23 protein-coding genes and 1 tRNA gene are annotated in these 24009 nt (G+C 68.0%); 12 read left to right on the top strand and 12 right to left on the bottom strand.

Annotated elements, in window-relative coordinates; genetic code table 11:
- Positions 1-88 precede the first annotated feature (88 nt).
- Positions 89-709 carry an exopolysaccharide biosynthesis protein gene (locus EAT49_RS12455; RefSeq protein ID WP_123642664.1) on the top strand — a complete coding sequence of 207 codons (621 nt, stop codon included), beginning with the start codon at positions 89-91 and terminating at the stop codon, positions 707-709.
- An 8-nt stretch (positions 710-717) separates the two neighbouring features.
- Here EAT49_RS12455 and modC read toward each other — a convergent pair whose 3' ends face one another.
- The 5 genes from modC to EAT49_RS12480 all read right to left on the bottom strand — a co-directional run bounded on the left by modC (position 718) and on the right by EAT49_RS12480 (position 5092).
- Positions 718-1803 (bottom strand): molybdenum ABC transporter ATP-binding protein, encoded by a 1086-nt coding sequence (gene modC / locus EAT49_RS12460; RefSeq protein ID WP_123642665.1) that lies wholly within the window; start codon positions 1801-1803, stop codon positions 718-720.
- Positions 1803-2498: a molybdate ABC transporter permease subunit gene (gene modB / locus EAT49_RS12465; protein WP_123642666.1), complete on the bottom strand. Its 696-nt coding sequence runs from the start codon at positions 2496-2498 to the stop codon at positions 1803-1805. Before modB ends, modC begins: the two co-directional genes overlap by 1 nt.
- A 3-nt stretch (positions 2499-2501) precedes the next feature.
- A complete protein-coding gene (modA, locus tag EAT49_RS12470) occupies positions 2502-3272 on the bottom strand; it encodes a molybdate ABC transporter substrate-binding protein (protein ID WP_123642667.1) in 771 nt (256 codons plus the stop codon).
- A 68-nt stretch (positions 3273-3340) separates the two neighbouring features.
- Positions 3341-3652: a winged helix-turn-helix domain-containing protein gene (locus EAT49_RS12475; RefSeq protein WP_342773824.1), complete on the bottom strand. Its 312-nt coding sequence runs from the start codon at positions 3650-3652 to the stop codon at positions 3341-3343.
- 117 nt (positions 3653-3769) lie between these two features.
- Positions 3770-5092 carry an ATP-binding protein gene (locus EAT49_RS12480; protein ID WP_123642669.1) on the bottom strand — a complete coding sequence of 441 codons (1323 nt, stop codon included), beginning with the start codon at positions 5090-5092 and terminating at the stop codon, positions 3770-3772.
- A gap of 38 nt (positions 5093-5130) precedes the next feature.
- Between EAT49_RS12480 and EAT49_RS12485 the strand changes: the two genes are divergently transcribed.
- On the top strand, positions 5131-6036 hold the full coding sequence (locus EAT49_RS12485) for an MBL fold metallo-hydrolase (protein WP_123642670.1): 906 nt from the start codon (positions 5131-5133) through the stop codon (positions 6034-6036).
- A gap of 49 nt (positions 6037-6085) precedes the next feature.
- A tRNA-Asn gene (locus tag EAT49_RS12490) sits at positions 6086-6160 on the top strand.
- Positions 6161-6469: 309 nt separating this feature from the next.
- On the opposite strand, the gene EAT49_RS12495 is transcribed toward EAT49_RS12490, so the two are convergent.
- Positions 6470-7843: an amidohydrolase family protein gene (locus EAT49_RS12495; RefSeq protein WP_123642671.1), complete on the bottom strand. Its 1374-nt coding sequence runs from the start codon at positions 7841-7843 to the stop codon at positions 6470-6472.
- Between the two features lie 335 nt (positions 7844-8178).
- On the opposite strand from EAT49_RS12495, the gene EAT49_RS12500 reads away from it, so the two are divergent.
- Positions 8179-8931, top strand: coding sequence for a sulfite exporter TauE/SafE family protein (locus tag EAT49_RS12500; protein WP_185020742.1), 753 nt, complete (start codon positions 8179-8181; stop codon positions 8929-8931).
- A gap of 242 nt (positions 8932-9173) precedes the next feature.
- On the opposite strand, the gene thyX is transcribed toward EAT49_RS12500, so the two are convergent.
- Positions 9174-10082 (bottom strand): FAD-dependent thymidylate synthase, encoded by a 909-nt coding sequence (thyX, locus tag EAT49_RS12505; RefSeq protein WP_123642672.1) that lies wholly within the window; start codon positions 10080-10082, stop codon positions 9174-9176.
- Between the two features lie 210 nt (positions 10083-10292).
- On the opposite strand from thyX, the gene EAT49_RS12510 reads away from it, so the two are divergent.
- The 6 genes from EAT49_RS12510 (at position 10293) to EAT49_RS12535 (ending at position 16314) form a co-directional block, all read left to right on the top strand.
- A complete protein-coding gene (locus EAT49_RS12510) occupies positions 10293-11393 on the top strand; it encodes a hypothetical protein (RefSeq protein WP_123642673.1) in 1101 nt (366 codons plus the stop codon).
- 59 nt (positions 11394-11452) lie between these two features.
- Positions 11453-12793: a porin family protein gene (locus EAT49_RS21720; RefSeq protein WP_123642674.1), complete on the top strand. Its 1341-nt coding sequence runs from the start codon at positions 11453-11455 to the stop codon at positions 12791-12793.
- 279 nt (positions 12794-13072) lie between these two features.
- Complete coding sequence (locus tag EAT49_RS12520; RefSeq protein WP_123642675.1) at positions 13073-13501, top strand: VOC family protein; 429 nt, start codon at positions 13073-13075, stop codon at positions 13499-13501.
- A 5-nt stretch (positions 13502-13506) separates the two neighbouring features.
- Complete coding sequence (locus tag EAT49_RS12525) at positions 13507-14268, top strand: DUF1194 domain-containing protein (protein ID WP_123642676.1); 762 nt, start codon at positions 13507-13509, stop codon at positions 14266-14268.
- Positions 14265-14984: a DUF1194 domain-containing protein gene (locus EAT49_RS12530; RefSeq protein WP_246003841.1), complete on the top strand. Its 720-nt coding sequence runs from the start codon at positions 14265-14267 to the stop codon at positions 14982-14984. Before EAT49_RS12525 ends, EAT49_RS12530 begins: the two co-directional genes overlap by 4 nt.
- Positions 14985-15123: 139 nt before the next feature.
- On the top strand, positions 15124-16314 hold the full coding sequence (locus EAT49_RS12535; protein ID WP_123642677.1) for a DegT/DnrJ/EryC1/StrS family aminotransferase: 1191 nt from the start codon (positions 15124-15126) through the stop codon (positions 16312-16314).
- Between the two features lie 165 nt (positions 16315-16479).
- On the opposite strand, the gene EAT49_RS12540 is transcribed toward EAT49_RS12535, so the two are convergent.
- From EAT49_RS12540 to EAT49_RS12555, 4 genes are all read right to left on the bottom strand, one after another.
- Complete coding sequence (locus tag EAT49_RS12540) at positions 16480-16674, bottom strand: DUF2065 domain-containing protein (protein WP_123642678.1); 195 nt, start codon at positions 16672-16674, stop codon at positions 16480-16482.
- Positions 16675-16684: 10 nt separating this feature from the next.
- Positions 16685-17734, bottom strand: a complete 1050-nt coding sequence (gene hflC / locus EAT49_RS12545) for a protease modulator HflC (RefSeq protein ID WP_123642679.1) — start codon at positions 17732-17734, stop codon at positions 16685-16687.
- On the bottom strand, positions 17734-18900 hold the full coding sequence (hflK, locus tag EAT49_RS12550; RefSeq protein ID WP_123642680.1) for an FtsH protease activity modulator HflK: 1167 nt from the start codon (positions 18898-18900) through the stop codon (positions 17734-17736). The genes hflC and hflK overlap by 1 nt, the downstream gene beginning before the upstream one ends.
- 91 nt (positions 18901-18991) lie before the next feature.
- A complete protein-coding gene (locus tag EAT49_RS12555) occupies positions 18992-20440 on the bottom strand; it encodes an FAD-dependent oxidoreductase (protein WP_123642681.1) in 1449 nt (482 codons plus the stop codon).
- A gap of 104 nt (positions 20441-20544) precedes the next feature.
- Between EAT49_RS12555 and EAT49_RS12560 the strand changes: the two genes are divergently transcribed.
- Entirely contained in the window at positions 20545-21399 is an 855-nt protein-coding gene (locus EAT49_RS12560) for an NAD(P)H-binding protein (protein ID WP_123642682.1), read from the top strand.
- 134 nt (positions 21400-21533) lie between these two features.
- On the opposite strand, the gene rpiA is transcribed toward EAT49_RS12560, so the two are convergent.
- Entirely contained in the window at positions 21534-22319 is a 786-nt protein-coding gene (rpiA, locus tag EAT49_RS12565; protein ID WP_123642683.1) for a ribose-5-phosphate isomerase RpiA, read from the bottom strand.
- Between the two features lie 287 nt (positions 22320-22606).
- On the opposite strand from rpiA, the gene EAT49_RS12570 reads away from it, so the two are divergent.
- On the top strand, positions 22607-23980 hold the full coding sequence (locus EAT49_RS12570; RefSeq protein WP_123642684.1) for an L-serine ammonia-lyase: 1374 nt from the start codon (positions 22607-22609) through the stop codon (positions 23978-23980).
- Positions 23981-24009: the final 29 nt, after the last annotated feature.

A 24009-nucleotide genomic window follows, 5' to 3' on the forward strand; every position in this document is an offset into this window, starting at 1 on the left:
CAAGGCCGCAACCGAGAAACCCGCGTCTTTTGATTGCAAAGCCGCAGCCCCGGCCTGATATGCGTGAGAGAAGCTTGAAAGGAACCACATGCACCGCGAGGACGGATCACGACGGCGGCCGTCACTGTCGCTCCCGATCCTGCGGACTTCCCGTAACCAGCACAGGAACGGCAAGCTGACGCTAGGCAATCTCCTGACCGAATTAGGAGAAACCTCGTTCGGCTGGGCCATCGTCGTGTTTTCGCTGCTGACCCTGCTGCCGCTTCCGCCGGGATCGTCGCTCATCACCGCCCTGCCCCTTCTTGTGACGACAGGCCAGATCATCCTCGGCTTCCCTCATGTGAGGTTGCCGGGACCTCTGGCGCGCCTGAAGCTCGATCCGGTGAAGCTGCGGCGCACGGTCCTGCGCCTCAGACCCGTCACGCGACGGCTGGAGCGCGTGCTGACCCCGCGCTACACACTGCTGTTCGCGCGCCGGAACGAGCGGTTTCTCGGTGTGCTGCTCTTCGTGATCGCATTCGCCCTGTTCCTCCCGGTGCCGTTCAGCGGCTGGTTCCCCGCGGTCTCGCTGTTCATCTTCGGCGTGGGCCTGGTCGAGCGGGACGGGCTGGTTTCGATGATCGGCCTCGCTTTCGGTGGGGCGTCCGTCCTTCTGACCCTCACGATCATGATGTCGCTCGCCCGAGGCGCCGAGGCGATGATGCACTGAGGAGGCGCTCAGGTCCCGCCGCCGATGTCGGAAGGTGCCACGGAGACGGTCTTGACGATGGCATGGACCGCGACCCCGGGCTCCAGATGCAGGGCCTGCGCCGACCGGCGAGTGATCCGGGCAAGCACCCGCCCCGATGCGGTGTCGATCGCCACGATGGCGCCGGGTCCTTCCCCGGGACGGATCTCCCGAACCGTCCCGGGAAGGATGTTCAGCGCCGAGATGCCATATGGACGATCGCGCGAGAGCATGACGTCATGGGCGGCGATCCGGATGCGCAGCGCGGCGCCCGGCGGCGAAGCGACCTGCGGCAGGAACAGCGGAATACCCGACGCATCGAGTTCTGTAAGCCCGTCGTCGTGGTGCCGGGCCACATGAGCGGTGAGAATCGCCCCGGCCTCCCGCGCCCCGGCCGGCAGGACCGCCGGGTCGCCCAGCACCTCTGCGGCCGGCCCTTGTGCCACGACGCGGCCCTTCTCCATTGCCACCACCGTGGTGGCGAGGCGCGCGACTTCCGAAGCAGAATGGCTGACGTACAGGATGGGAATGCTGACTTCGTCCCGCAGCCGTTCGAAGTAGGGCAGGATCTCCGCCTTCCTTGCCTCATCCAGCGCAGCGAGTGGCTCGTCGGCGAGGATGAGCCGCGGCGCGGACAGGAGCGCGCGGCCGATCGCTACGCGCTGCTTCTCACCGCCCGACAACGCGCCGGGCCGACGCTCGAGAAGGGCTCCGATGCCGAGCAGATCGACCACGCGCCCCATGTCCTCCCGTGGGGCCACCCGGGGGGCGAACCAACCGCCGTATGCGAGGTTCTGACGGACCGAGAGATGGGGGAAGAGCCGCCCCTCCTGGAAGATATAGCCGATCCTGCGGCGATGCGGTTTCATCCTGACACCGGCCGACGTGTCGAGCAGCGTCCAGTCGCCGGAAGCAATGCGCCCCTCCTCGGGCATCAGGAGCCCCGCCACGGCGTTGGCGACCGTTGTCTTGCCGGAACCGGAGCGACCGAACAGTACCGTGAGACCGGGCGGAGCGCGAAATCCTGCCTCGAGCGAGAAACCGTCGAAGCGGTGTCGCAGCGACACCTCGAGCATCACGCGCCCCCGACCCGGGCCGCCACGCGACGGGCGATCACCTCGGACAGGAGAAGCGCGCCCATGGCGATCACGACCGAGACGACGACCAGTTTCATGGCCGAGCCCTCTCCGCCCGGCACCTGCAGAAAGGCATAGATCGCGGACGGAATCGTGCGGGTCTGACCGGGGATGTTCGAGACGAAGGTAATCGTGGCGCCGAACTCCCCCATGGCCTTGGCGAAGGCGAGGATCGTCCCCGCGACGATGCCGGGCAAGGCCATCGGCAGGGTCACCGTCAGGAACACCCAGACCGGCGGCGCGCCGAGAGTGGCGGAGGCCTGTTCGAGCTTGACGTCGACCGCCTCGATCGACAGCCGGATCGCGCGGACCATCAGAGGAAAGGCCATGACCCCCGCGGCCAGGGCGGCGCCGGTCCAGCGGAAGGCGAAAACGATCCCAAGATCCGCCAGGAGACCACCCACCGGGCCCCGGGTTCCGAACGTCAAAAGGAGCAGATAGCCCGTCACCACCGGCGGCAAGATCAGAGGCAGGTGAACGAGTCCGTTGAGAAGCTGCTTTCCGGGAAAGGAACAGCGTGCCAGGGCCAGGGCCACGAAGATCCCGATCGGCAGGCTGAACAGCGTCGCCCAGAACGCGACCCTCAGGGACAACGCCACCGCCTGCCATTCCTCGGGGCCGAGCCACCCGGTCATCGATCAGTCCGGCAGCACGACGAACCCCTGCCGCTCGAAGACCTCCCGCGCCTCCGACCCGCGCAGGTAGTCCATGAACGCCGCTGCTGATTCGCTGTCCCGGTTCGCCACTTCCGCCACGGGGTAGACGATCGGAGGATGGGTGTCCTTCGGAAATCTGCCCACCACCGACACCGTCTCCTCGGCCAGCGCATCCGTGGCATAGACGATGCCGAACGGCGCCTCTCCGGCTGAAACGAAGGCAAGCGCGGCGCGGACATTGTCAGCCTGTGCGACGCGGCCGCTGACGTCTGCCCACAGGCCGAGGCTTTCAAGTGCCGCCTTGCCATAGATGCCGGCAGGCACGGCGTCGACCAGAGCCATCGCGAGCGGCCCGTCCCCGATCATCGCCCCGAGGTCGAAGCCCGGCCCGATGTCGACAGGTTCCATCCCACCCTCCGATGTTATCAGCACGATGGAATTCTCAAGCAGATCGAACCGCGTGCCGGGCTCCAGAAGACCGTCCGCCTGCAGCGCATCCATCCAGTCCGGACTGGCCGAGATGAAGATATCCGCCGGCGCACCCTGTTGGATCTGCCGCGCCAGGGCAGAGGAGCCAGCCAGCGAAACGACGAGGTCATGACCGGTGGCCGCCTCGAACCTCTCCTCGATTTCCGCCATGGCATCGGTAAGGCTGGAGGCGGCGAAGACGGTGATCTCCTCCGCAAGGGCCGTGGCGGGACCCGACACAGTCCATGCAAGCGCGACCGCAACGACCTGGGCAGACCTGAGCATCGCGGGGGCTCCAATCTCTGATATGTTTCGGCAAACATATCGACCCCTCGAAGGCCTGGGGTCAAGCGTTATGGTTGATCGGGAATATCCCTCAGAAGTGCACGCAGGGCGGCGATGCTTCCGGCGCATCCTGTTGTGGCCTCGGCCTCGACTGTCCGATACCGCGCCAGGACTTCGCGTCCGAGATCGGTCAGGACGGCGCCGCCACCGCCCGGACCACCTCGAGTGCTCACAACGAGCGGCGCTCGGAACATCGCGTTGAGCGTCCCGATAAGGTCCCAGGCGCGCTTGTAGCTCATTCCCATCTCCCGGCCCGCCGCGGCGATCGACCCGAACCGCGCGATCCCGTCGAGAAGGTCCGCCTTGCCCGGCCCGATCATTTCGTCCTCACCGAAGACGATGCGGATGCGCAGACAGGGTTCCTCTGGGCGATATGGTCCGGACGGCATATCGCAGGATGTGACGGAAACTCTGCCACCGATCAAGCGCAACGCCCTTCAGCGCGCGATCCGGAGCTCTGCCTTCAGCCCGCCCAGGTCTTCGCTCGTGCCCAACCGCAGAACGCCGCCATGGGCACGAGCCACGTCGGACACGATCGCGAGGCCGAGACCGACGCCGCTGCCCCGGTCCTGATTCCGGGCGGGGTCGAGCCGGACGAAGGGACGCACCGCCTGATCGCGCGCTTCGGGCGGAATTCCGGGGCCATCGTCCTCCACGATGATCGTGACCGCGCGGGGCGTCGTCCGGACGGTCACTACCGCGCGGGTGCCATAGCGGACGGCGTTTCCAAGGAGATTGTCGAGCGCACGGCGGAGCGCCATCGGTCGCAGCCCCATCACCTGCGCTTCCTCCGGCGTCCCGGACCCGAGCGACACGTTGCGGCCGGCGCGGCGGGCGTCCTCGACTGCCGCACGGACGAGAGTCACGGGATCGGCCTCCGCCTGTGCGTCCTCGGCATTGTCGCGGGCGAAGTCGAGGAAGGTATCGAGTAGGTGCTGCATCTCGTCCACGTCCTTCAGAAGGGGCGCAGCCTCTTCTTCGTCGAGCATCGACAGGCCCAACCTGAGACGGGTCAGTGGCGTTCTCAGGTCGTGGCTGACACCCGAGAGCATCATCGTCCGGCTCTGGGTCTGTCTTTCGATCCGGCCCCGCATCTCCACGAAAGCGCGTCCCGCCGCGCGCAATTCGGTGGCGCCGGACGGTGTATAGGGCTCGATCCGCCCCTTGCCGAATTCCTCCGCGGCATGGGCCATCCGGGTGATCGGACGCAGCTGGTTGCGCAGATAGATATAGGCGATGACCGAAAGCAGAATTCCGAAGAACAGCATCAGCACGATCAGCTGGTGCGGGTTCGACGCCGAGATCCGGTCGCGGTCGAACTCGATCAGGAGCGGACCGTGGGGTGTGTCCAGCCAGACCTCTACGTCCCTGTGATCGGGCAGCACCGTCGCCCGCAGCCCCGTCACCTCCTCCTGCAGCCGCGCGATCACGATCCCGCCCGAGAGATCGAGGAACCGGACAAGATCGGCCGAAGGGGTCGGACCCGCCTCGAGACTGGCCACAAGTCCCAGTGACGGCGCGAGATCCGCGATCGCGGCGCGGGCCGTCTCTGGATCGGGCGCTTCGCGAACCGTTTCCGCCAGCAGCCGCAGATCATATCCGATCGACTCGGCCATCTGGGTGGTCACATCGGCAAAGTGGCGCTGGATGAACGCCACCGTGACGATCACCTGCAGCCCGAAAATGGGCAGCAGAAGGATCAGGGCGGCCCTCCCGTAGAGGCCCCTGGGCATGTATCTCTTGAGCCAGCCGAACGACATGCGATGACGCTAGTCTCCGCGCAGAAGGAGGGAAAGGCATGACCCCCGGAAGACCAGAGACCATCGCGGACGGCATCGTCAGGGTCCTCGCACCCAATCCTTCGCCGATGACGGGGCCTGGAACCAACAGCTACCTCCTCGGCGATCGAGACCTCGCCGTGATAGATCCGGGCCCGGCGATGGCAACTCATCTCGAGGCACTGCTTGCCGCGATCGGGGGACGACCGGTGAGGGCCGTTCTGGTGACCCATGCGCATCGCGACCATACAGATCTTGCATCACCACTGGCGCGACGCACCGGTGCGCCGATCCTCGCCTTCGGCGACGTCCGGGCCGGACGCAGTACAGCGATGGAGGCGTTGGCCGGAACAGGCGGACTCGGCGGCGGCGAGGGCGTGGCCGAGGGCTTCCGGCCGGACATCACACTGGCCGATGGCGAAAGTCTCGACGGTGCCGACTGGTCCCTGCGCGCGTTCCACACACCCGGCCATTTCGGCAATCACTTGTGCTTCGTCTCGGGCGATGCGGGCTTCTCTGGCGATCTCGTGTTGGGATGGACAACGACGCTGATATCTCCGCCCGACGGGGACATCGGCGACTTCCGCACCTCCTGCATCCGGCTGCGGAACATGGGTCTCGCCCGTCTCCTGCCAGGCCACGGGCCCGCGGTCGACGTCCCCGCGGACAGGATCGACACCCTCCTCGCCCACCGCCTTGCCCGGGAAAAGGCGATCCTCGCGGCTCTGTCGGAAAGCGACCTCTCGGATATTGCGTCGCTGACCATGCAGGTCTACGCCGACACTCCGCCCGAGATGCATCCTGCCGCCGCGCGCAACCTCTTGGCGCATCTCGTCGATCTCTGCGACCGCGGGCTTGCCGAAGCCGTCCCACGCCTCGCCCTCGACGCCCGCTACCGCCTGGCCCGCTGCTCCAAGGAAACGTGACACGACCTCTGGACGCCCCTGCGGAGCGTTGCTATAGGCACCTCCGTGTTCCGGCGTAGCTCAGCGGTAGAGCAGTTGACTGTTAATCAATTGGTCGTAGGTTCGATCCCTACCGCCGGAGCCAAAACCACCTGAAGTACTGATCTCTAAGGCTTTCCGAGGCCCTGGATGGGAGTTCGGTGGTCATGGGTCGATAGGACCGGTGCCGCGCGATCGCCCGGCGCTTTCCGAGCTCTTGCCCTGACGCATGAACCCTACCGCGAGTGCATCGGGCCGAAGGCGAGATGCGTGAGGGAAAATGAGTCCCGGTCGTACACCTCGCGCTCCCGGTGGCCTCCACGCATGAGCGCGGAATCGACGAGCGTCGAATACTGATGCCCGGCATCGACGGCGCGAGACTTCGATGCTCGCCGATACAGCTCACCGGGGCGGCTCAGGCATACTCGGCGGTGGCCGCGCGCGCCTTGAATTCTCCGAAGATCCGCCGGCCGGACCGGACCAGGCGCTCCTGCAGATCCGGAATGTCGCTGCGCAGCATGTGCCCGCCGCGCTTGTGGATCCGTCCCTGGACCATGACCGTGTCCACATTGCCCGGGTTGGCGTAGCCGGCCACCGCACGATACGGATCGAAGGCCCCGGCAATGTTCAGATCGTTGGCGCGCAACAGGATCAGGTCCGCCGCCTTGCCCGGCTCGAGCGTGGAGGTCCGTCGCTCGAGTCGCGCCAGCCGGGCCCCCTCGATCGTCGCCCATCCCAGCGCCTGCCGCGCGGTGATCGGCTGCGGATGCGGCCGCTCGCCGGTTTCGTCGAGCATCCGTTTGCTGGTCTGGTAGCGCTCCGCCTGCAAGGTGAACCGAATGCAGGCGAACATGTCCGCTCCATAGGCGCATTCGATATCGGTACCGATGGAGAACGGAACGCCGCGCTCAAGAAGACGACCGGAGAGCAGATCGCCGTAGCACATCTGCATCTCGACCTCGGCCGTCACGTTGAAGGTGGCGCCGTGATCGACCAGCACGCCGAGGTCCCGGTCCGTCAGTTCGTTACCGTGAACGATGTTCACCCGGCGGTCGACGAGCCCCGCCTCGGCGGCCCGGACATAGCCCTCGGGCGCAGGCATCTTCGCCCCCGAGTGGTGGATCGACACCACGAGATCGAGGTCCTTCGCCATGCCGAGATCCTGCAGCACTACCTCCTCCACCGACATCTGCGGCCCGAGGATCGCGAGGCCCATGGTCACCAGTGCGTCGTCGCGGGAGAGGCGTCCTTGTCTCAGACGCTCCACTTCCGCCCGGTTCATCGGGGTCTCGGAGAAGTGCTTCTGGCCGGGCTTCGGGTCGGGTTTGGCGGAGCCATGGAGAAACATCGCCCGGATCCCGGCATCCTCGAGCCCGTCGATCGCGGCGTCGGAATGGTCAGGCGTAGGATTGTTGTGATGCCAGTCCACGATGGTGGTCACCCCACAGTTCAGCTGGTTCAGGGCGCCCACGAGGTTGGCGATATGAATGTCTTCCGGGGTGAAGAAACCGGCAAGGCCAGCATGCATCGCCCGGAAATAGTTCGTCGCCGTCCAGTCCAGCGCGAGACCCCGCAGGCCGGTCTGCCAGGTGTGGATATGGGCGTTCACCAGCCCGGGCATCACGATCATGCCACCGGCGTCGATGACCTCGTCGGCGGCCCCTGCGTCGATGTCAGGCGCTATCCGCTCGATCCTTCCATCTTTCACGACGATATCGTGCCCGGGGAGCGGCGCGCTGTTCTCGGCAAGCGTGAGTACGAGCCCGTTTCGGATCAGTATCGTGGTCATCGGCGTCTCCTCCTGCTTGCCCGAGTCTCCCGCGCCGGAGCGTCGGTCGGGCGCACGAGGATGTCCAGACACAGTGAAGTCTCGCCCGACGCGCGGCACCATGCGGGGCCCGAGGCGGCTGCCGGCGACGCGCCTTCCGGCCGCGGGGAGTGGACCCCCGGCTTCCCGCCTGGACCGGCCCATGCCCGGGCCAGCGCGAGGCTTGCATCTGCCTGCATTCCGCTGCGCGGCGGCAGACAATGCCTTGAGCCTCGGCGCGCCAAGATGCATTGGTGCCCGGCGACCATCGGTTCTGGCCGGACCGCGACGGGGTGACGACGGGCACATCAATCACAATGCCAGAGACACTCCTCTTCTGGATCACCGCGACCGTCGCAGCCTTCTTTGTCGGCGCGACCAAGGGCGGGTTGCCTGCGGTCGCGATGCTCAGCGTACCGCTCCTGTCGCTGGTGATGTCCCCGCTCGAGGGCGCCGCTCTGCTTCTTCCGGTCTACATCGTGAGCGATATCTACGGCCTCTGGATCTACCGGCGGTCCTTCTCGCGGCGAAATCTCTACATTCTCTTCCCGGCCGGGCTGATCGGCATCGTTGCGGCCTGGCTGCTCGCCGGGTGGACGGACGACGATGCCGTGCGGCTTGCCGTGGGCATCGTTGGCCTCGGATTTGTCGCGATGCGGATGTGGACCCGGATCCGCGGCGCAAGCGAACCGCACCCGGCACGGGTTCCACAGGGATTGTTCTGGGGGGCCATATCGGGGTTCACCAGCTTCGTCGCTCACGCCGGCGGTCCCGCCTTTCAGATCTACGTCATCCCGCAGCAATTGCCGAAGATGGTGTTCGCGGGCACGTCGACCATACTCTTCGCCCTGTTGAACCTGGCCAAGGTTCCGCCCTACATCGCGCTGGATCTCTTTGATGTGCACCAGCTTCGACAGGCCGCGATCCTTACGCCGATCGCCGTATTCGGAGCGTGGATCGGATACCGGATCACGCAGATCCTTCCAGAGCGGCTGTTCTTCTTCGCGGTCGAAGCCGCGCTTCTGGTCCTGTCCCTCCTCCTGATCCGCGCGGGCTGGCCGATGGGTTGAGGCCGTGAGAAACGGCCGGAAACACCTCTCCGCCGCCGGGCCGCTCGGGCAAACTCCGGACGCCGCCTCCCGCCGCGGCGTTGACACCCGCGCCCGGACCGTCACGTCTCCGGGTGGGCCGGCATCCGCTCTTACGCACCAGATCCTCGGTGGATGATCGGAAATTATGGGCGAACGTCAGCGATATACTGTCCTTCGACGCGGCAGAAGGAAGGGTGGATCGTTGCGCAGGAACGCGCACCCTACGGTTCTACCACCCCCAAGAACTCCCGCCATTCCCCCTTGCTCATCCCGCTTGTTTCCTGAGTGACCTTTTCGCCCTTCAGCATCCGCCGCACGCACTCCACTCCCTTCGCCGACAATACCGCCCCCCCGAGCCGGTAATCCTCGAAGGCGCCGTAGGCGGCGGGGACCCAGTCCCTGACCATGGCACAGATGGCCTCGGCGTAGACGCGGATCTCGTATTGGGCGTGGGCATCCGCCCTCAGGCGCAGGAAATGGAAGAGGTTGTGCAGGTCCACCTTCCAGTACCATTGCGTGTAGATGTTCGCGGGCAGGTTCATCCGGGCGAGTTCCCGGGCGAGGCCTTGCTGTCCTTCCTGGGAGATCATCGCCTCGTAGTGGTCATAGGCCCGGGCGGCGTCGGATTTCAGCCAGTCGAGAACCCGGGCGGCTTCCTCCCCCGACAGGGCCTCGCCGCGGCCCTGGTTGTTGACCACGGATTGCGCGGCGAGCATCTCCTGTTCGGGGATGTAGAATTCGCGGTCGAGGATCGAATAGCGGGCGGAATACTCGTTCACATTGGCGGTGCGGTGGCGAATCCATTGCCGGGCGACGAAGACCGGCAGCTTCACATGGAGTTTCAGCTCGCACATCTCGAAGGGCGTGGAGTGCCAGTGCCGCATCAGGTAGCGGATCAGGCCCTCGTCGTTCGACACGGCCTTGGTGCCCCGTCCATAGGAGACGCGGGCGGCCTGGCAGATGGCGGCATCGTCGCCCATGTAGTCGATCACCCGAACGAAGCCGTGGTCGAGCACGGGCCGCGCGAGGAAGAGATGGGCCTCCATGCCGGGCGACACGGCGCGCAGGGTCGGGCGCGGTTCGGCGCGGAGGGCGGCGATCTCGGCCTCCTGCTCGGGGGTGAGCGACATGGGGGTCTCCTATGCGTGGCAGCGGTCCAGGCTACTATATCTGGCGTCCGTCCCGGGAAAAGAGCCGAAAATCCGTGGCAAATCGGGAACATGGGCGGGGAGGTTCACTGCGCCCGGGACCGCGGGCGTTGACAGAAGGTCAGCCGGAGAGAAGAAATCGGGGTAACGCCGGGCGAAGACCCGGGACCTTGAGCTAGAGCAGGTGACCCAATGTTCCGACTGATGATCGCCGTTTCGGCGCTCGCTCTCGTGTCCGCTTGCGGCGATGGCGACGGACAGCCCTTCGACTTCGGCGACGAGACCGAAGAGCCCGCGGCGGACGATCCGACCGGCACCGGCGGCACCGGCACAGGAGGCGACGACACCGCGGACCAGCCCGACGGCGTCGCGGGGGCCGAGCTTCCGCCCGGCACGACCGAGCCCCAGGCCGACGGCTCGATCCGGCGGTTCGAGCCCCGCAACGAGCAGGGCGGCGGGCGGATCATCTCCCCGGTGGTCTACGACCGCGAGAACGACACGTTCACCGTCGACAACCTCGCCTTCGACGGGTTCAACACCTACCAGCGGGGGCGGGCGATCGGCTCCATGGGCGGCTATGCGGTCTACGAGGCGGACGTGCAGGTCACCGACTTCCTAGACGGCGACCAGGTGGGACAGATCGTGCCCTACCGCGCGATCCTCGGGGTGAGCCAGAACACTGTCCGCAACGACGCGGGCGAGACGGTCCCGCGCAGCTCCTTCGCCATCGTTCGCACGGGCGGCTACGTCAACTTCGGCTTCGGTGGTTTCGTCTACGAGCGTGAGGGCGGCGTGGTGCTGCCGACCGAGGGCCAGGCGAACTTCTCTGGTGACTATGCGGGGATCCGTGTCTTCGACGCGCGCGGCGGGCTGGAGTTCGTGCGCGGCGACATGACGGTCGACATCGACTTCAACGATTTCAACGCCAACGCGGGCGTGAAGGGCCGGATCGCGAACCGGGAGTTCTTCAACGCGGACGGCACGCCGATCGCCACGGGCAATCAGGAGGGCCAGCTGCCGAACCCCGACGTGGTCTTCGTGATCACCGACGGCGAGGGCAGCAGCGTGGATCGCAACGGCGAGATCACCGGCCAGGTGCTCAGCACCTATGTGCCCGACGGCGCCAACGCCCCGGAGGAATACGAGACCGGTACCTATTTCGCCGTCATCTCGGGCGATCTGACGGACCGCGCCGATGGCGGCGAGATTACCGGCGTGATGGTGATCACCTCGACCGATCCGCGCGACGACGTCCCGGCTCAGGAAACGGGCGGCTTCATCCTCTACCGCTAGGGAGCGACGACTTGGCAAGGGCAGATCAGCGGGGGCGCCGCCGCGGGTCCGGATCCCGCGTGACCGTTGCGGCCCTGGTCGCCGCCGCGCTGGGCTTCGGTGCAGGCGGCGCGGCGCGGGCGCAGGACGGCGTGTCGCCCGAGGCGCTGATGACCGCGGCCGCGGGGGCCCTGGCTGCGGGCGACGCTGGGGCGGCGGCGGTGATGGCCGACGCGCTGCTCGAACGGGATGCCGCGGATGTGCCGGCGCTGATCCTGAGGGCCGAGAGCGCCATCGCGATGGGCGATTACGAGAGCGGCCTCAACGCCGCGCGGCGCGCCTGGGCGGCGGCGGAGGTGGAGCCCGCGCGCTATGCCTCGGCCCGGCTCGCGGCGCTCGCGCTGAGCCAGCAGGAGGCCCATACCCGCTCGCAGTTCTGGCTTCGCCGGGCGCGGCAGCATGCGCCGAACCCGGCGGAGGCGCAGTCCGTGGCCGAGGACTATGCCTATGTACGGCGGCTGAACCCCCTGTCCTTTCAGCTCGAGTTCAACGTGGCCCCCTCGGACAACATCAACAACGGGACCACGAACGAGACCCTGACCATCGAGGGCCTGCCCTTCACCTTCCTGTTGACGGGCGACAGCCAGCCCCTGTCGGGCACCGAGTTCACCCTGGGCGGCAACCTGCGCTACAAGCTGCGCGAGGGCGCGCGCAGCCTGACCTATGCCGAGGTCACCGGCTTTGGCCGGACCTACCGTCTGTCGTCGGAGGCGAAGGACCTGGTGCCGGACGCTCAGGGGTCGGATTACGCGGAGGCGCAGCTGACCTTCGGTCTCGGGCATTTCTGGCTGCCTGCGGGTGGCCGCGATCCCTGGCAGTTCGACCTGTCGCGCGGGCGCTTCTGGTACGGCGGCGAGCCCTATCTCGACTTCCTGCGCGCCGGTGTGACCAGACCCGTTACCCTGTCGGAGTCGGACCGGCTGCGCTTCGGAGCGACCTGGGAGACGCTGGAGGAGACGGACGGCGACACGAGCGAAGCGCTGGCCCTCCGAGCGAGCTGGGAGCATGTCTTCGACGGCGGCGGCGTGCTGTCCCTGGGCCTCAGGGGGCGCGTGGTGGAGGCCGAGGGCCTCGACAAGGCCTACGAGGCGCGTGCCGTCACACTCGGCTGGCAATTCTCGGGCTCCGGAATTTCGGTGGCCTACGATCTCGAGGAGCGCAATTACGACGAAAGCCTCTTCGTGATCGACACCCGCACCGACACGCGCCATGCCCTGCGCCTTGCCGTGCCGGTCCCGCAGGTGGAGGTCTACGGTTTCAGGCCGGTGATCAATGCCGAGCGGACCCGCACAGAGAGCAACGTGAGCCGTTTCGATACCGAAAGCACGGGCGTCGGCCTGACCTTCCGGTCCGCCTTCTGATCCGACCTCCGGATCCGGCGGAGGGCGCCTGCACTGCCAAGGACGGCGGCGCGCCGTCCCGGAGTGTGGAGCGGGCGGCGCACGCGGCGGAGAGCGCGCTCTGCAGGTACGTCTTTCACGCCATATGCGGGGGAGGTGTGAGCGGGGCGTCGCCGGCGCACCACGACCCCGAAGGACGCGAAGCGCCGGTGACGGCGCGGGCAAGCCCCGGGCGGGCTTTTCGCCGAGGCCGGACGTGCTAGGCTCGCGCCCGTAACCGAGACATTCCGGGAGTACGGCATGAGCCTGCGCTATCTGCACACCATGGTCCGAGTGAAGGACCTCGACGCCTCGATCGCCTTCTACAAGCTGCTCGGGCTGGAGGAGACCCGGCGGACCGACAACGATGGAGGCCGGTTCACCCTCGTGTTCCTCGCGCCCCCGGGCCAGCACGAGACGCCCGTCGAGCTGACCTACAACTGGGACGGGGACGAGGGGCTGCCTTCGGACAGCCGGCATTTCGGCCACCTGGCCTATGAGGTGGACAACATTTACGAGATGTGCGCGCACCTGCAGGAGAACGGCGTGACGATCAACCGCCCGCCCCGGGACGGACGTATGGCCTTCGTGCGCTCACCCGACAACGTCTCCATCGAGCTTCTGCAGAGGGGCGAGGCACTGCCGCCGGCGGAGCCCTGGTCCAGCATGGAGAATACCGGGCACTGGTAGCGCCGATGGCCGGACCGGGGCGGCGGCGCCCTGCCCCGGCCCCGCGGCGCGGCGGCGGGGTTCGGGCGCTCGCCGCGGCTCTCGGGCTCGCCGCCGCCGGGCCCGCGCCGGCGCAGGAGATCGTCTGCCGGGTGGCGCTTGTCCTGGCGCTCGACGTCTCCTCCTCGGTCGATGCGGAGGAGGACCGGCTCCAGCGGCAGGGTCTCGCTGCGGCGCTGGCCGCGCCGGAGGTGGCGGCGGCCTTTCTCGCCAGCGACTTGCCGGTGGCGCTCGCGGCCTTCGAATGGTCGGGGCGCTGGAACCAGACGGTCATCCTCGACTGGAGGCTGATCGGATCCGAGGCCGATCTCGCCCGTGCAGCGGCCGAGGTCGCGGAATCGCGCCGGAGCACGAACCAGTATCCCACCGCCATGGGCCATGCCCTCGGCCATGCCTCGACGATGCTGCGGGAGGCGCCGCGCTGCCTGCGGCAGACGGTGGATGTCTCGGGGGACGGCATCAACAACGACGGCTTCGGGCCTCGCCTGACCTACGAGGCCTTTCCCTTCGAGGGGATCACGGTGAACGGCCTCGTGATCGAGGAGGGCGGCGCCGAGGCCGGAGATATCGCGCTGCGGGACTGGTACGCGCGCGAGGTCCTGCTGGGGCCCCTGGCCTTTCTCGAGGTGGCGGACGGTTTCGCCGATTTCGAGCGGGCGATGCGCCGCAAGCTCGAGCGGGAGGTTGGCGCCCAGGCGATCGGCGCGCTGGGGGACCGGAAGCGGTGAGGCGGCTCGGGGCGATCCTGGCGCTGCTTCTGCCGGTGGCGGTCCTGGCGGAGGGTGCGGGGCCGTGCCGGCAGGCGCTGGTTCTGGGACTCGACGTTTCGGGCTCGGTCGACGGCGCGGAATACCGGTTGCAGAGAGACGGCGTGGCGGCGGCGCTCACCGCGCCGGAGGTGGCGGAGGCGCTGTTCGCGGGTCCTGGGCATGTGCGGCTCGCGGTCTTCGAATGGAGCGGGCCCGCGGCGCAGAGGGTGTTGCTGCCCTGGACCGAGATCGGCGATGCCGAGGCGCTGGCCGGAGCGGTGGCCGTGCTGCACGGGGGCGTGAGGCAGCAGTCGGAGCCGACGACCGCCCTCGGGGCGGCGATCCTGACCGGTGCGCGGATGCTGCGCGAGCAGAACGGCGTGTGCTGGCAGCTGACGCTCGATCTGTCGGGGGACGGCAAGTCCAACACCGGACCGAGGCCCGGAGAGATCGATCCCGGCGCCCTTCCGGGGAGAATGGTGGTCAACGGGCTTGTGATCGGCGCCGAGGCGGATGTTGCCGGTCCGCGGCGGCTTGTGGAGATCGGCGAGCTCGTCGCCTATTTCCGGGCGGAGGTCCTGCGCGGGCCCGGGGCCTTCGTGGAGGTGGCGCTGGGTTTCGAGGAGTTCGAGGCGGCGATGCGGCGCAAGCTCGTGCGGGAGCTGCGGCCCGTTGCGGTGGGCCGGGCCGAGTGAGCCGGCAGGTGGGGCCGGACGGGGCCGTGCAAGCGAGTCACACTTCCGCGGGTCGGGCGGGAGCGCGGGGTTTGGCGTAGCCCGGAGCGGGCGGCCATGTTAGGGTTCTCTTAAAGGCACTTTTGGGAAAGCTGAAAACATGACCCTTCCGCCCAATGTCTACGACGCCGAGCCGATCCCCGAGGCCGCCCGCGCCGAGGTCGAACGCTTGCTGAGCTCGGGCGATCTGTTCCGCTACACGGCGCCCGAGAACGCGCCGGTGGCGCTGCTGGAGCGGGAATTCGCGGACCTTCTTGGTGCGAAATACGCGCTGGCCGTCTCGTCCTGTTCGGCGGCGCTGTTCCTGTCACTGAAGGCGCTGGGGCTTCCGCGGGGGGCGAAGGTTCTGATCCCGGCCTTCACCTTTGCCGCTGTGCCCTCCTCGGTCATCCATGCCGATTGCGAGCCGGTGCTGGTGGACTGCGGCGACGATTACCGCATCGACATGGACGATTTCGCGGCGAAACTGCCGGGCGCGAACGCGGTGCTGATCAGCCACATGCGCGGGCATACCTCGGACATGGACGCGATCATGGCGCTCTCGGCGCAGGCGGAGGTGCCGGTCGTGGAGGATGCGGCGCATTCGCTGGGCACCACTTGGCACGGGCGCAACATCGGCACGCTGGGGCGGGTCGGCTGCTTTTCGTTCCAGTCCTACAAGCTGGTGAATTCCGGCGAGGGCGGGATCATGATCACCGACGACGCGGAGCTGATCGCGCGGGCAGTGATCATGTCGGGTGCCTACGAGCACAACTGGAAGAAGCATCCCGTCTTGCAGGCGGCCTTTGCCGAGGTGCAGAATACCCTGCCCCTCTACAACCTGCGCCTGTCGAACCTCGCTGCGGCAATCATCCGGCCGCAGCTGGGAGAGGTGGCGCGCCGTGTGCGGGACGGGCGGCGGAACCATGACCGGGTGGCGGCGGCTCTGGAGGCCTCTCCATGGCTCGAGGTGCCGAAGAAGCTTGCCCCCGAGGAGCGGGCGCCGGATTCGATCCAGTTCAACGTCGTGGGCATGGATGAGGCCGAGACCCGCGCCTTCGCCGCCGCCGCGGGTGCGAAGGGCATCAAGGTGCAGGTCTTCGGGCTGAGCGAGGACAATGCGCGGGCATTCTGGAACTGGAAGTTCCTCGGCCGCGACTGGGTACTGCCGAAGACGCGGGCGATGCTGATGAAGGCGTGCGACGTGCGGCTGCCCGCGCGGCTGACGGTCGAGGAATGCGATCTTGTCTCGGGCCTGCTGGTCGATGCAGCGGCCGAAGTGATGGAGGAGACGCGCGCCTACGGCACCTGACGGACGTCTCGGCCCCGCGCCATCCGGGCGCGGGCGTACCGAAGAGCGCGCGGCGGGATCCACGGGCGCTCCCTTCGTGTCCGGAGAGGCCGGCGCGCCCTGGCTGCGTCGCTTGAAGCCTCCCGGCGACCAGCGGAGGTCGGAGGATCGCGGTTATCCGCCGGCTCAGGCGCCAAGAGTCCGGTCGAGCCAGAGTAGCGCCACGCCGAGCGCCATGGCAGCGAGACCGACGAGGCGGCGCTGGTCGAGCGAGAGCGACCGAAGAGCCGCGAGCAGGTTCTCAACGAGCGAAGGGGCCAGCACATAGGCCAGCCCCTCCACGATCAACACGAGACCCAGCGCCAGAAGGGCGGTGGTCATGTGGTGTGCCTCATCCTTCGGGGTCGTTGTCCGGCGCCAGTTCTGGCACGCTCTCTTCGATCTCCTCCCTCAGCGTGTCGGCGTTGGGCATCTCATCGACCGACGGCACGCCTTCGAGGTCGTCCGTGTTCGGCAGTTCGAGCGCCTCGATCACTTCGGCCGCTGCCTCTGCCGCTGCCTCCAGATCGACGGCCCGCGGGTTGGCCCCCTGTAGGAAGGTGAAGAACTCGCTGTCCGGCGACAGGACCATCCGGGTCGTTTCACCCCGCAGCGCCCGCTCGTAAGCCGTCATCGAGCGATAGAACTCGAAGAACTCGGGATCGGCCCCATAGGCCGCGGCGAAGATGTTGTTCCGGCGCGCGTCGGCCTCACCTCGAATGATCTCAGACTGACGGGTCGAGTCGGAGACGAGTTCCACCACGGTCCTGTCCGCGGCGGCCCGGGTCCGCTGGGCGGCCTCGTTGCCTCGGGCGATCTCGTCCGCGGCCTCGCGCTCCCTCTCCGAGATCATCCGCTGGAAGGTCGCTTCGAGGTTGGCCTGCGGCAGATCGGTCCGCTTCAGGCGCACGTCGATCACTTCGATCCCGAGCGGCTGTGCCTCCTGGATGGCGCCGTTCCGGATGCGAAGCATCAGTTCGGCCCGGTCCGTGGACAGGATGTCATTCGAGGTGACCTGACCAAGCACTTCGCGAACCTGGGCTCTCAGGATCGAGTCGAGCCGAAGCGCCGCGGCCTGCTGGCCTCCGGCACCGGTGGCCTGACGAAACCGCTCGACATCGGCGATCCGGTAGCGCGCGAAGGCATCGACCACGAGACGGCGGTCGTCGAGCGGGGTGATCTCGATCGGATCGAGATCGCGGCTCAGGATCCGGTCATCGTAGCGCACGACCTCGTCGATGAAGGGCACCTTGAAATACAGACCGGGGGTTTCCTTGACCTGCACCACGCGTCCGAAGCGCAGCACCAGCCCCTTCTCGCGTTCGTCCACGACGAAAAGCGAGGAGAAGACCAACGCGATCGCGACCACCAGGATCGGAATGAGGAATGCTGTCTTTCGCATCAGTTCATCTCTCCGTTGGTCGTCGCGCTGCTGCCGCGGCGCAGCTGGTCAAGCGGCAGGTAGGGCACCACGCCGGACCCGCCTTCGCCCTGGTCGTCTAGCAGGATCAGGTCTGTGTTCGAGAATACCTGTTCCATCGTCTCGAGGAAGATCCGCTTGCGCGTCACGTCCGGAGCCTGGCTGTATTCGGTAAGGATCGCGGCGAAGCGGCTCGCCTCGCCCTCGGCCTCGTTGACGACACGGGCACGATAGCCTTCGGCCTCTTCGAGGATCTGCGCGGCCTCACCCCGAGCCTCGGCGAGAACCCGGTTCGCATAGGCGTCGGCGAGGTTCTGCAGCCGGTCACGTTCCTGGGATGCGGCCTGCACCGCGCGGAACGAGGCGATGACGGGCTCGGGCGGATCCGCCCGGTCGAAGTTGACGCGGATGATCTGGACGCCGCTGTCGTAACTGTCGAGCGTGTCCTGGATCAGGCCCTGAAGCCTGTCCGCAATCGGACCACGGTCACGGTTGAGGATCGGCGCCAGCTGGGACTGCGCGATGATCTCGCGCATCGCGGATTCCGAAACCGCGGCGATGGCCTGCGGCGGATCGGAGAGATTGAACAGATAACGCGCCGCATCGTTGATGTTCCAGACCACCTGGAAGTCGATGTCGACGATGTTTTCGTCCCCGGTCAGCATCAGACCGTTCTCGGTCGCCCCGCTCCGGGAGTCGCCGATGTCGATGATCTGTTCGCGAGTCACAGGCAGTTTCTCGTAGGTGACCACGGGCCAGGGCGCGAAGTTCAGGCCTGGCATCCCGGTGCTGAGGTATTCGCCGAACAGGAATTCGACCGACTGTTCCTCCGGTCGCACGGTATAGACCGAAGCTGCGAGCCATCCCGTTACCGCCACCAACGCCGCGATGCCGACCATGCCGCGGGTGATCCTGAAACCGCCGCCGCCACCGCCACCGCCGCCCGAGCCGTTCTGGCCGCCGCCGCCGCCCATCAGGACGCGCAACTGCTCGCGGCCACGGTTCATGAGGTCGTCGATTTCGGGTATCTGGGGTGTCTCACCGGGTCTGCGGCCGGGCGCCGGCCGCCGGTCGTCGTCGTTACCGCCGCCTCCCGCGCCGCGGTTGCCGCCACCGCCCCCCCAGGGGCCTCCGTTGTTGCCTGCCATCTGGCCTCGTCCTCCTGTAGGTGTCCCCGTCCGTGCCGGAGTATATCTTGATATGCAATCTGTGGGCCGTCCCCCGGAATTCAACCGGTCCTCACCCCCGCCTCACGGGCTCGCGCATTGTCACGAGTTCCTCCGACATGGTCGGATGAACCGCAACGGTCCTGTCGAAGTCCTCTTTCGTGGCACCCATCTTCACCGCGATGCCCGCGAGCTGGATCATCTCGCCCGCGTTCGGTGCGACGATGTGACAGCCGAGAACGCGCCGCGTCTCGTGGCTGACCACCAGTTTCATCAGCACCCGGTCGGGCCGACCGATGAAGGCGGTCTGCATGGGGCGGAAGGAGGTGCAGTAGACCTCGATCGGCTCGCGGTCCCGGGCCTCCTCCTCGGTCAGGCCGATGGTACCGAACTCGGGCTGGGTGAAGACCGCCGAGGGCACGAGGTCGTGGTCGGCCGGGGTGGGATCGTCGTGAAAGACGGTGCGGACGAAGGCCATGGCCTCGCGGATCGCCACGGGGGTCAGGGCGATGCGGTTCGTGACGTCGCCGATGGCGTAGATGTTCTCCGCCGTGGTGCGGGAGTAGGCGTCGACCCTGATCTCGCCGCGGCGGCCGATTTCCACGCCCGCATCCTCAAGGCCGAGGCCACGGCTGTTGGGATCGCGCCCGGTGGCGAAGAGGACGGCGTCGTAGACGCGCTCGTCGCCGTTGGTGGCCTTGACGCGGATCGGGCCGCCCTGCCCCGCGGCCTCGGGCGCCAGTTCTGCGGCGTGGCGCACGTCGCTGCCCATGGTGGCACCTGCGGGCTCTGCCGGGCGGTCCGCATCGGCGGGGGCCATCTCCACGATGTTGGTGCCGGTGTGGATCGCGATGCCGCGAGCGTCCATGGCGTCGGCGATAAGGCCCCGCGCCTCCTCGTCGAAGCCGCGCAGGATCTGGGCGCCGCGGTAGTACTGCGTCACCTCGACGCCCAGCCCGTGCAAGATGCAGGCGAACTCGCAGGCGATGTAGCCGCCGCCGACGATCAGGATGGATTTCGGCAAGGTCTCGAGCCCGAAGATCTCGTTGGAGCTGATGCCGAGATGGGCATTGCGGATATCGGGCCGGACGGGATGGCCGCCGGTGGCCACGAGGATCGTCGTCGCGGTCACCGTCTCACCCGTCGAAAGCGCCACGGTGTTGCGGTCCTTCAGCGTCGCGCGGGCGTCGTGGATGGTGACGCCAGAGCCGTCGAGGAGCTTGCGGTAGACGCCTTCTAGCCGGTCGAGTTCGGCGTTGAGATGGGTGCGGAAGCCGGGCCAGTCGAAGCTGCCTTCGCCGATCGACCAGCCGTAGCCGCGGGCGTCCTCGCAGATCTCGCGGTAGGCGGAGGCGAAGACCATCAGCTTCTTCGGCACGCAGCCCCGGATCACGCAGGTGCCGCCCATCCGGTATTCCTCGGCGAGCCCCACCCGGGCGCCGGTCGCGGCCGCCTGCCGGGCCGCGCGCACGCCGCCCGAGCCGCCGCCGATCACGAAGAGGTCGTAGTCGTGCCCGCTCATCCTGTCCTCGTCTTGCTTGTCGCCAAGGGTATCCCATAGCCTTGCGGCGATGGCCAGTCCGGGGGCACGCAGGGCGCCCCGGCCGCCCCGGAACGGGAGGTTCCATGTCGTCCGCCCCGGCGATCCTCGTGACCGGTGCGACCGGAAAGACCGGGCGGGAGGTCTGTGCGGCCCTCGCCCGGCGCGGCGTCGTGCCGCTGCGCGGCGTGCGGCGCCCCGGGCAGCCCGAGGACCGGGCGCTCGATTTCACCGATCCGGGCGGTTGGGACGCCGCCCTCGCGGGGGTGGAGGCCCTGTTCCTGATGCGCCCGCCGGCAATCGCCGACATCGCGGCCACCCTTGGTCCCTTCGTGACCCGGGCGCGTGCAGTGGGGGTGCGGCATCTGGTCTTTCTGTCTGTCGCCGGGGCGGACCGGCTGCCCGTCCTGCCCCATGCGAAGGTCGAGGCGCGGCTCGCGGCCGGCGGACAGCGGGACTGGACAGTCTTGCGTCCCGATTTCTTTGCCCAGAACCTCGAGGACGCCTATCTGCGCGACATCCGCGAAGCGGACCGGATCTACGTTCCGGCGGGGCGCGGGCGGATAGCCTTCGTCGATCTCGCAGACGTCGGAGAGGCTGCGGCCGCGTGCCTCCTCGATCCCGGCGGCCATGCAGGCGCGGCCTGGCACCTGACAGGCCCCGAGGCAGTGGCCATGGGCGAGGTCGCGGGGCTGCTGACCGAAGCCTTGGGTCGCCGTATCCGGTATGTCCCCGCTTCGGTCCCGGGCTACCTGCGCCACCTGCGGCGGGCCGGGCAGCCCTGGGGCCAGGCGGCGGTGCAGACCGCGCTGCACCTGGGACTGCGTTTCGGGCGCAGCGCCGAGGTCAGCCGCGACCTCGCGAAGGTCCTCGGCCGGCCCGGCGGCACGATGGCCGCCTATGTGGCCAGGCGGGCGGAGGTCTGGCGGCGCGCGGGGTAGCTGGAGGCGCGCGCGGAACAGTCGGAATTGCCGGTAGGGTGGGTTTGCGACCCACCGATCCCGGAGCGATGGCCTCTCCGGCGGGAGGTGGGTTGGAAACCCACCCTACGGAGGCCCTCACCGTGGCGCGAAGATCAATCGAGGATGTCGGAGAAGAGGTTCGTCGTCTCGGCGAAGTCGAGCCTGCTCTCCTCGAGCGTGCCCTCGTTGATGTCGCGCACGGCCACGCGGCCGTCGGCCTGTCCGATCACGAGGATGTCGCAGATGTCGATGAAGAGCCCGTTCTCCACGACGCCGGGGATCTGGTTGAGCACCAGACTGAGCTGCCGCGCGTTACCGATGCGGTGGAGATGCAGGTCGAGGATGTAGTTGCCTTCGTCTGTCACATAGGGCGCGTCACCCGCCATCCGCACGCCGCACTCGCGGCCCAGCACGTCGAGACCGATCAGCGTCTCCTCAACCAGCACCTTGGTGGTCTGCCAGCCGAAGGGGATCACCTCCACCGGCAGGGGAAAGGCGCCGAGCGTTTCGACCTGTTTGGAGATATCGGCGATGACGATCATCTGGTCCGAAGCGGTGGCAACAATCTTTTCCTGCAACAGCGCCCCGCCGCCGCCCTTGATGAGGTTGAGCCGGCCGTCGAACTCGTCGGCGCCGTCGATGGTCATGTCGAGCCAGCGCGCCTCGTCGAGGGAGACAACGGTGATGCCGGCGTCGCGGGCGAGCTGGGCGGTCCGGCTCGAGGTGGGCACTCCGGTGATCCGCAAGCCGTCCTCGCGCACCAGTTCACCGAGGCAACGCACCAGCCAGGCCGCAGTGGAGCCCGTCCCCAGCCCCACCCGCATGCCGTCCTCGACGAACTCGGCGGCGCGTTTCGCGGCGGCGAACTTCGCCTTGTCGATGGGGGAAAGCTCGGGCATGGGCGCGGTCCTTCAGAAGATGCGCCAGGGTCTACACCGGAACGGGGGTCTCCTGCGAGGGCGAATTTCCCGGTGGCCAGGCAGCGGTTTCGCCGCGCTGCGCGCTCGGGCGGGGGCGCTGCACCCATCGGTCTGCGGCCGACTCCCCACGCATTCTGCGGGCCAGAAAAACGCAGGCAGGGCCCCGGTGGCCTGCAGCGCTTCCCGGATAGGCCAGGGTCGCATTCGCACGGGGGAAGGTCTTTGCCGGACTGGCAGGTGGCGCCGCGGAACCATAGCTCGGAAGCATGTTCCTCTCCGTCTTCGACCTCTTCAAGATCGGCATCGGCCCCTCGTCCTCTCATACCATGGGACCGATGGTGGCGGCGGGCCGGTTTCTCGACCTTCTGCGCGCCCAGCCCTTTCGTGTGGCGGGGCTGCGCGCCTCGCTCCACGGCTCGCTGGCCTTCACCGGCGTGGGCCATGCCACCGACCGGGCGGTGATCCTCGGGCTCGCGGGGGTCCTGCCGGGCACCTATGACGCGGACCGGGCGGAGGCGGAGCTGGCGCGGATCCGGGCCGAGGGCACCCTGGCGCCCGAGGGGCTGGGGGTGCTGGCCTTCGTGCCCGCGCGCGATCTTCTCTTCGACTACGAGCGGGCCCTGCCCGGCCATGCCAACGGGATGATCCTGCGCGCGACCGACGCCGAGGGCGACGAGGTGGTGCAGGAGACCTATTATTCCGTGGGCGGCGGCTTCGTTCTGACCGAGGCGGAGCTTGCCGCGGGCAAGGATACCGATGACGGCCCTCCAATACCCTTCCCCTTCCGCTCCGCCGCGGAGATGCTGGAGATGGCCGCGGCAAGCGGACTCTCGGTGGCGGCGATGAAGCGGGCGAACGAGCGGGCGCGGGCGCCGGGGCGCGATCCCGACGCCGGGCTGATGCGGGTCTGGGAGGCGATGGCGGCCTGCATCGACCGCGGACTGGCGGCGGAGGGAATCCTCCCCGGCGGGCTATCGGTCAGGCGTCGCGCCCGGGCCATCCACGAGAGCCTGCTCGCCGAGCGGGGCCGCAACCTCGCCCCGCCGCACACGATCAACGACTGGATGTCGGCCTATGCCATGGCCGTGAACGAGGAGAACGCCGCCGGAGGCCAGGTGGTGACCGCGCCCACCAACGGCGCGGCGGGCGTGGTGCCCGCGGTGATCCGCTACTGGCTCGACCATGTGCCGGGCGCGAGCGCGGTGCGGATTCCGGAGTTCCTGCTGACGGCGGCCGCCATCGGCGGCCTGATCAAGTACAACGCCTCGATCTCGGGCGCGGAATGCGGCTGCCAGGCGGAGGTCGGCTCGGCCTCGGCGATGGCGGCGGCGGGGCTTGCGGCCGTGCTGGGCGGCACGCCCGCGCAGGTGGAGAACGCCGCCGAGATCGCGCTCGAGCATCACCTCGGGATGACCTGCGACCCGGTGCGCGGCCTCGTGCAGGTCCCCTGCATCGAGCGCAACGGCCTCGGCGCGATCAAGGCGGTCTCCGCCGCCTCGCTCTCGCTGCGCGGGGACGGCACGCACCTCGTGCCCCTCGATTCAGCCATCGAGACCATGCGCCAGACCGGCGCGGACATGAGCGAGAAGTACAAGGAGACCTCGCTCGGAGGGCTTGCCGTGAACGTGCCGAATTGCTGATCGGCCCGCGCGGCCTGCCGGGTGTTGAC

The organism is Histidinibacterium lentulum, assembly GCF_003789055.1.
GTDB classification, from domain to species: Bacteria; Pseudomonadota; Alphaproteobacteria; order Rhodobacterales; family Rhodobacteraceae; genus Oceanicola; species Oceanicola lentulus.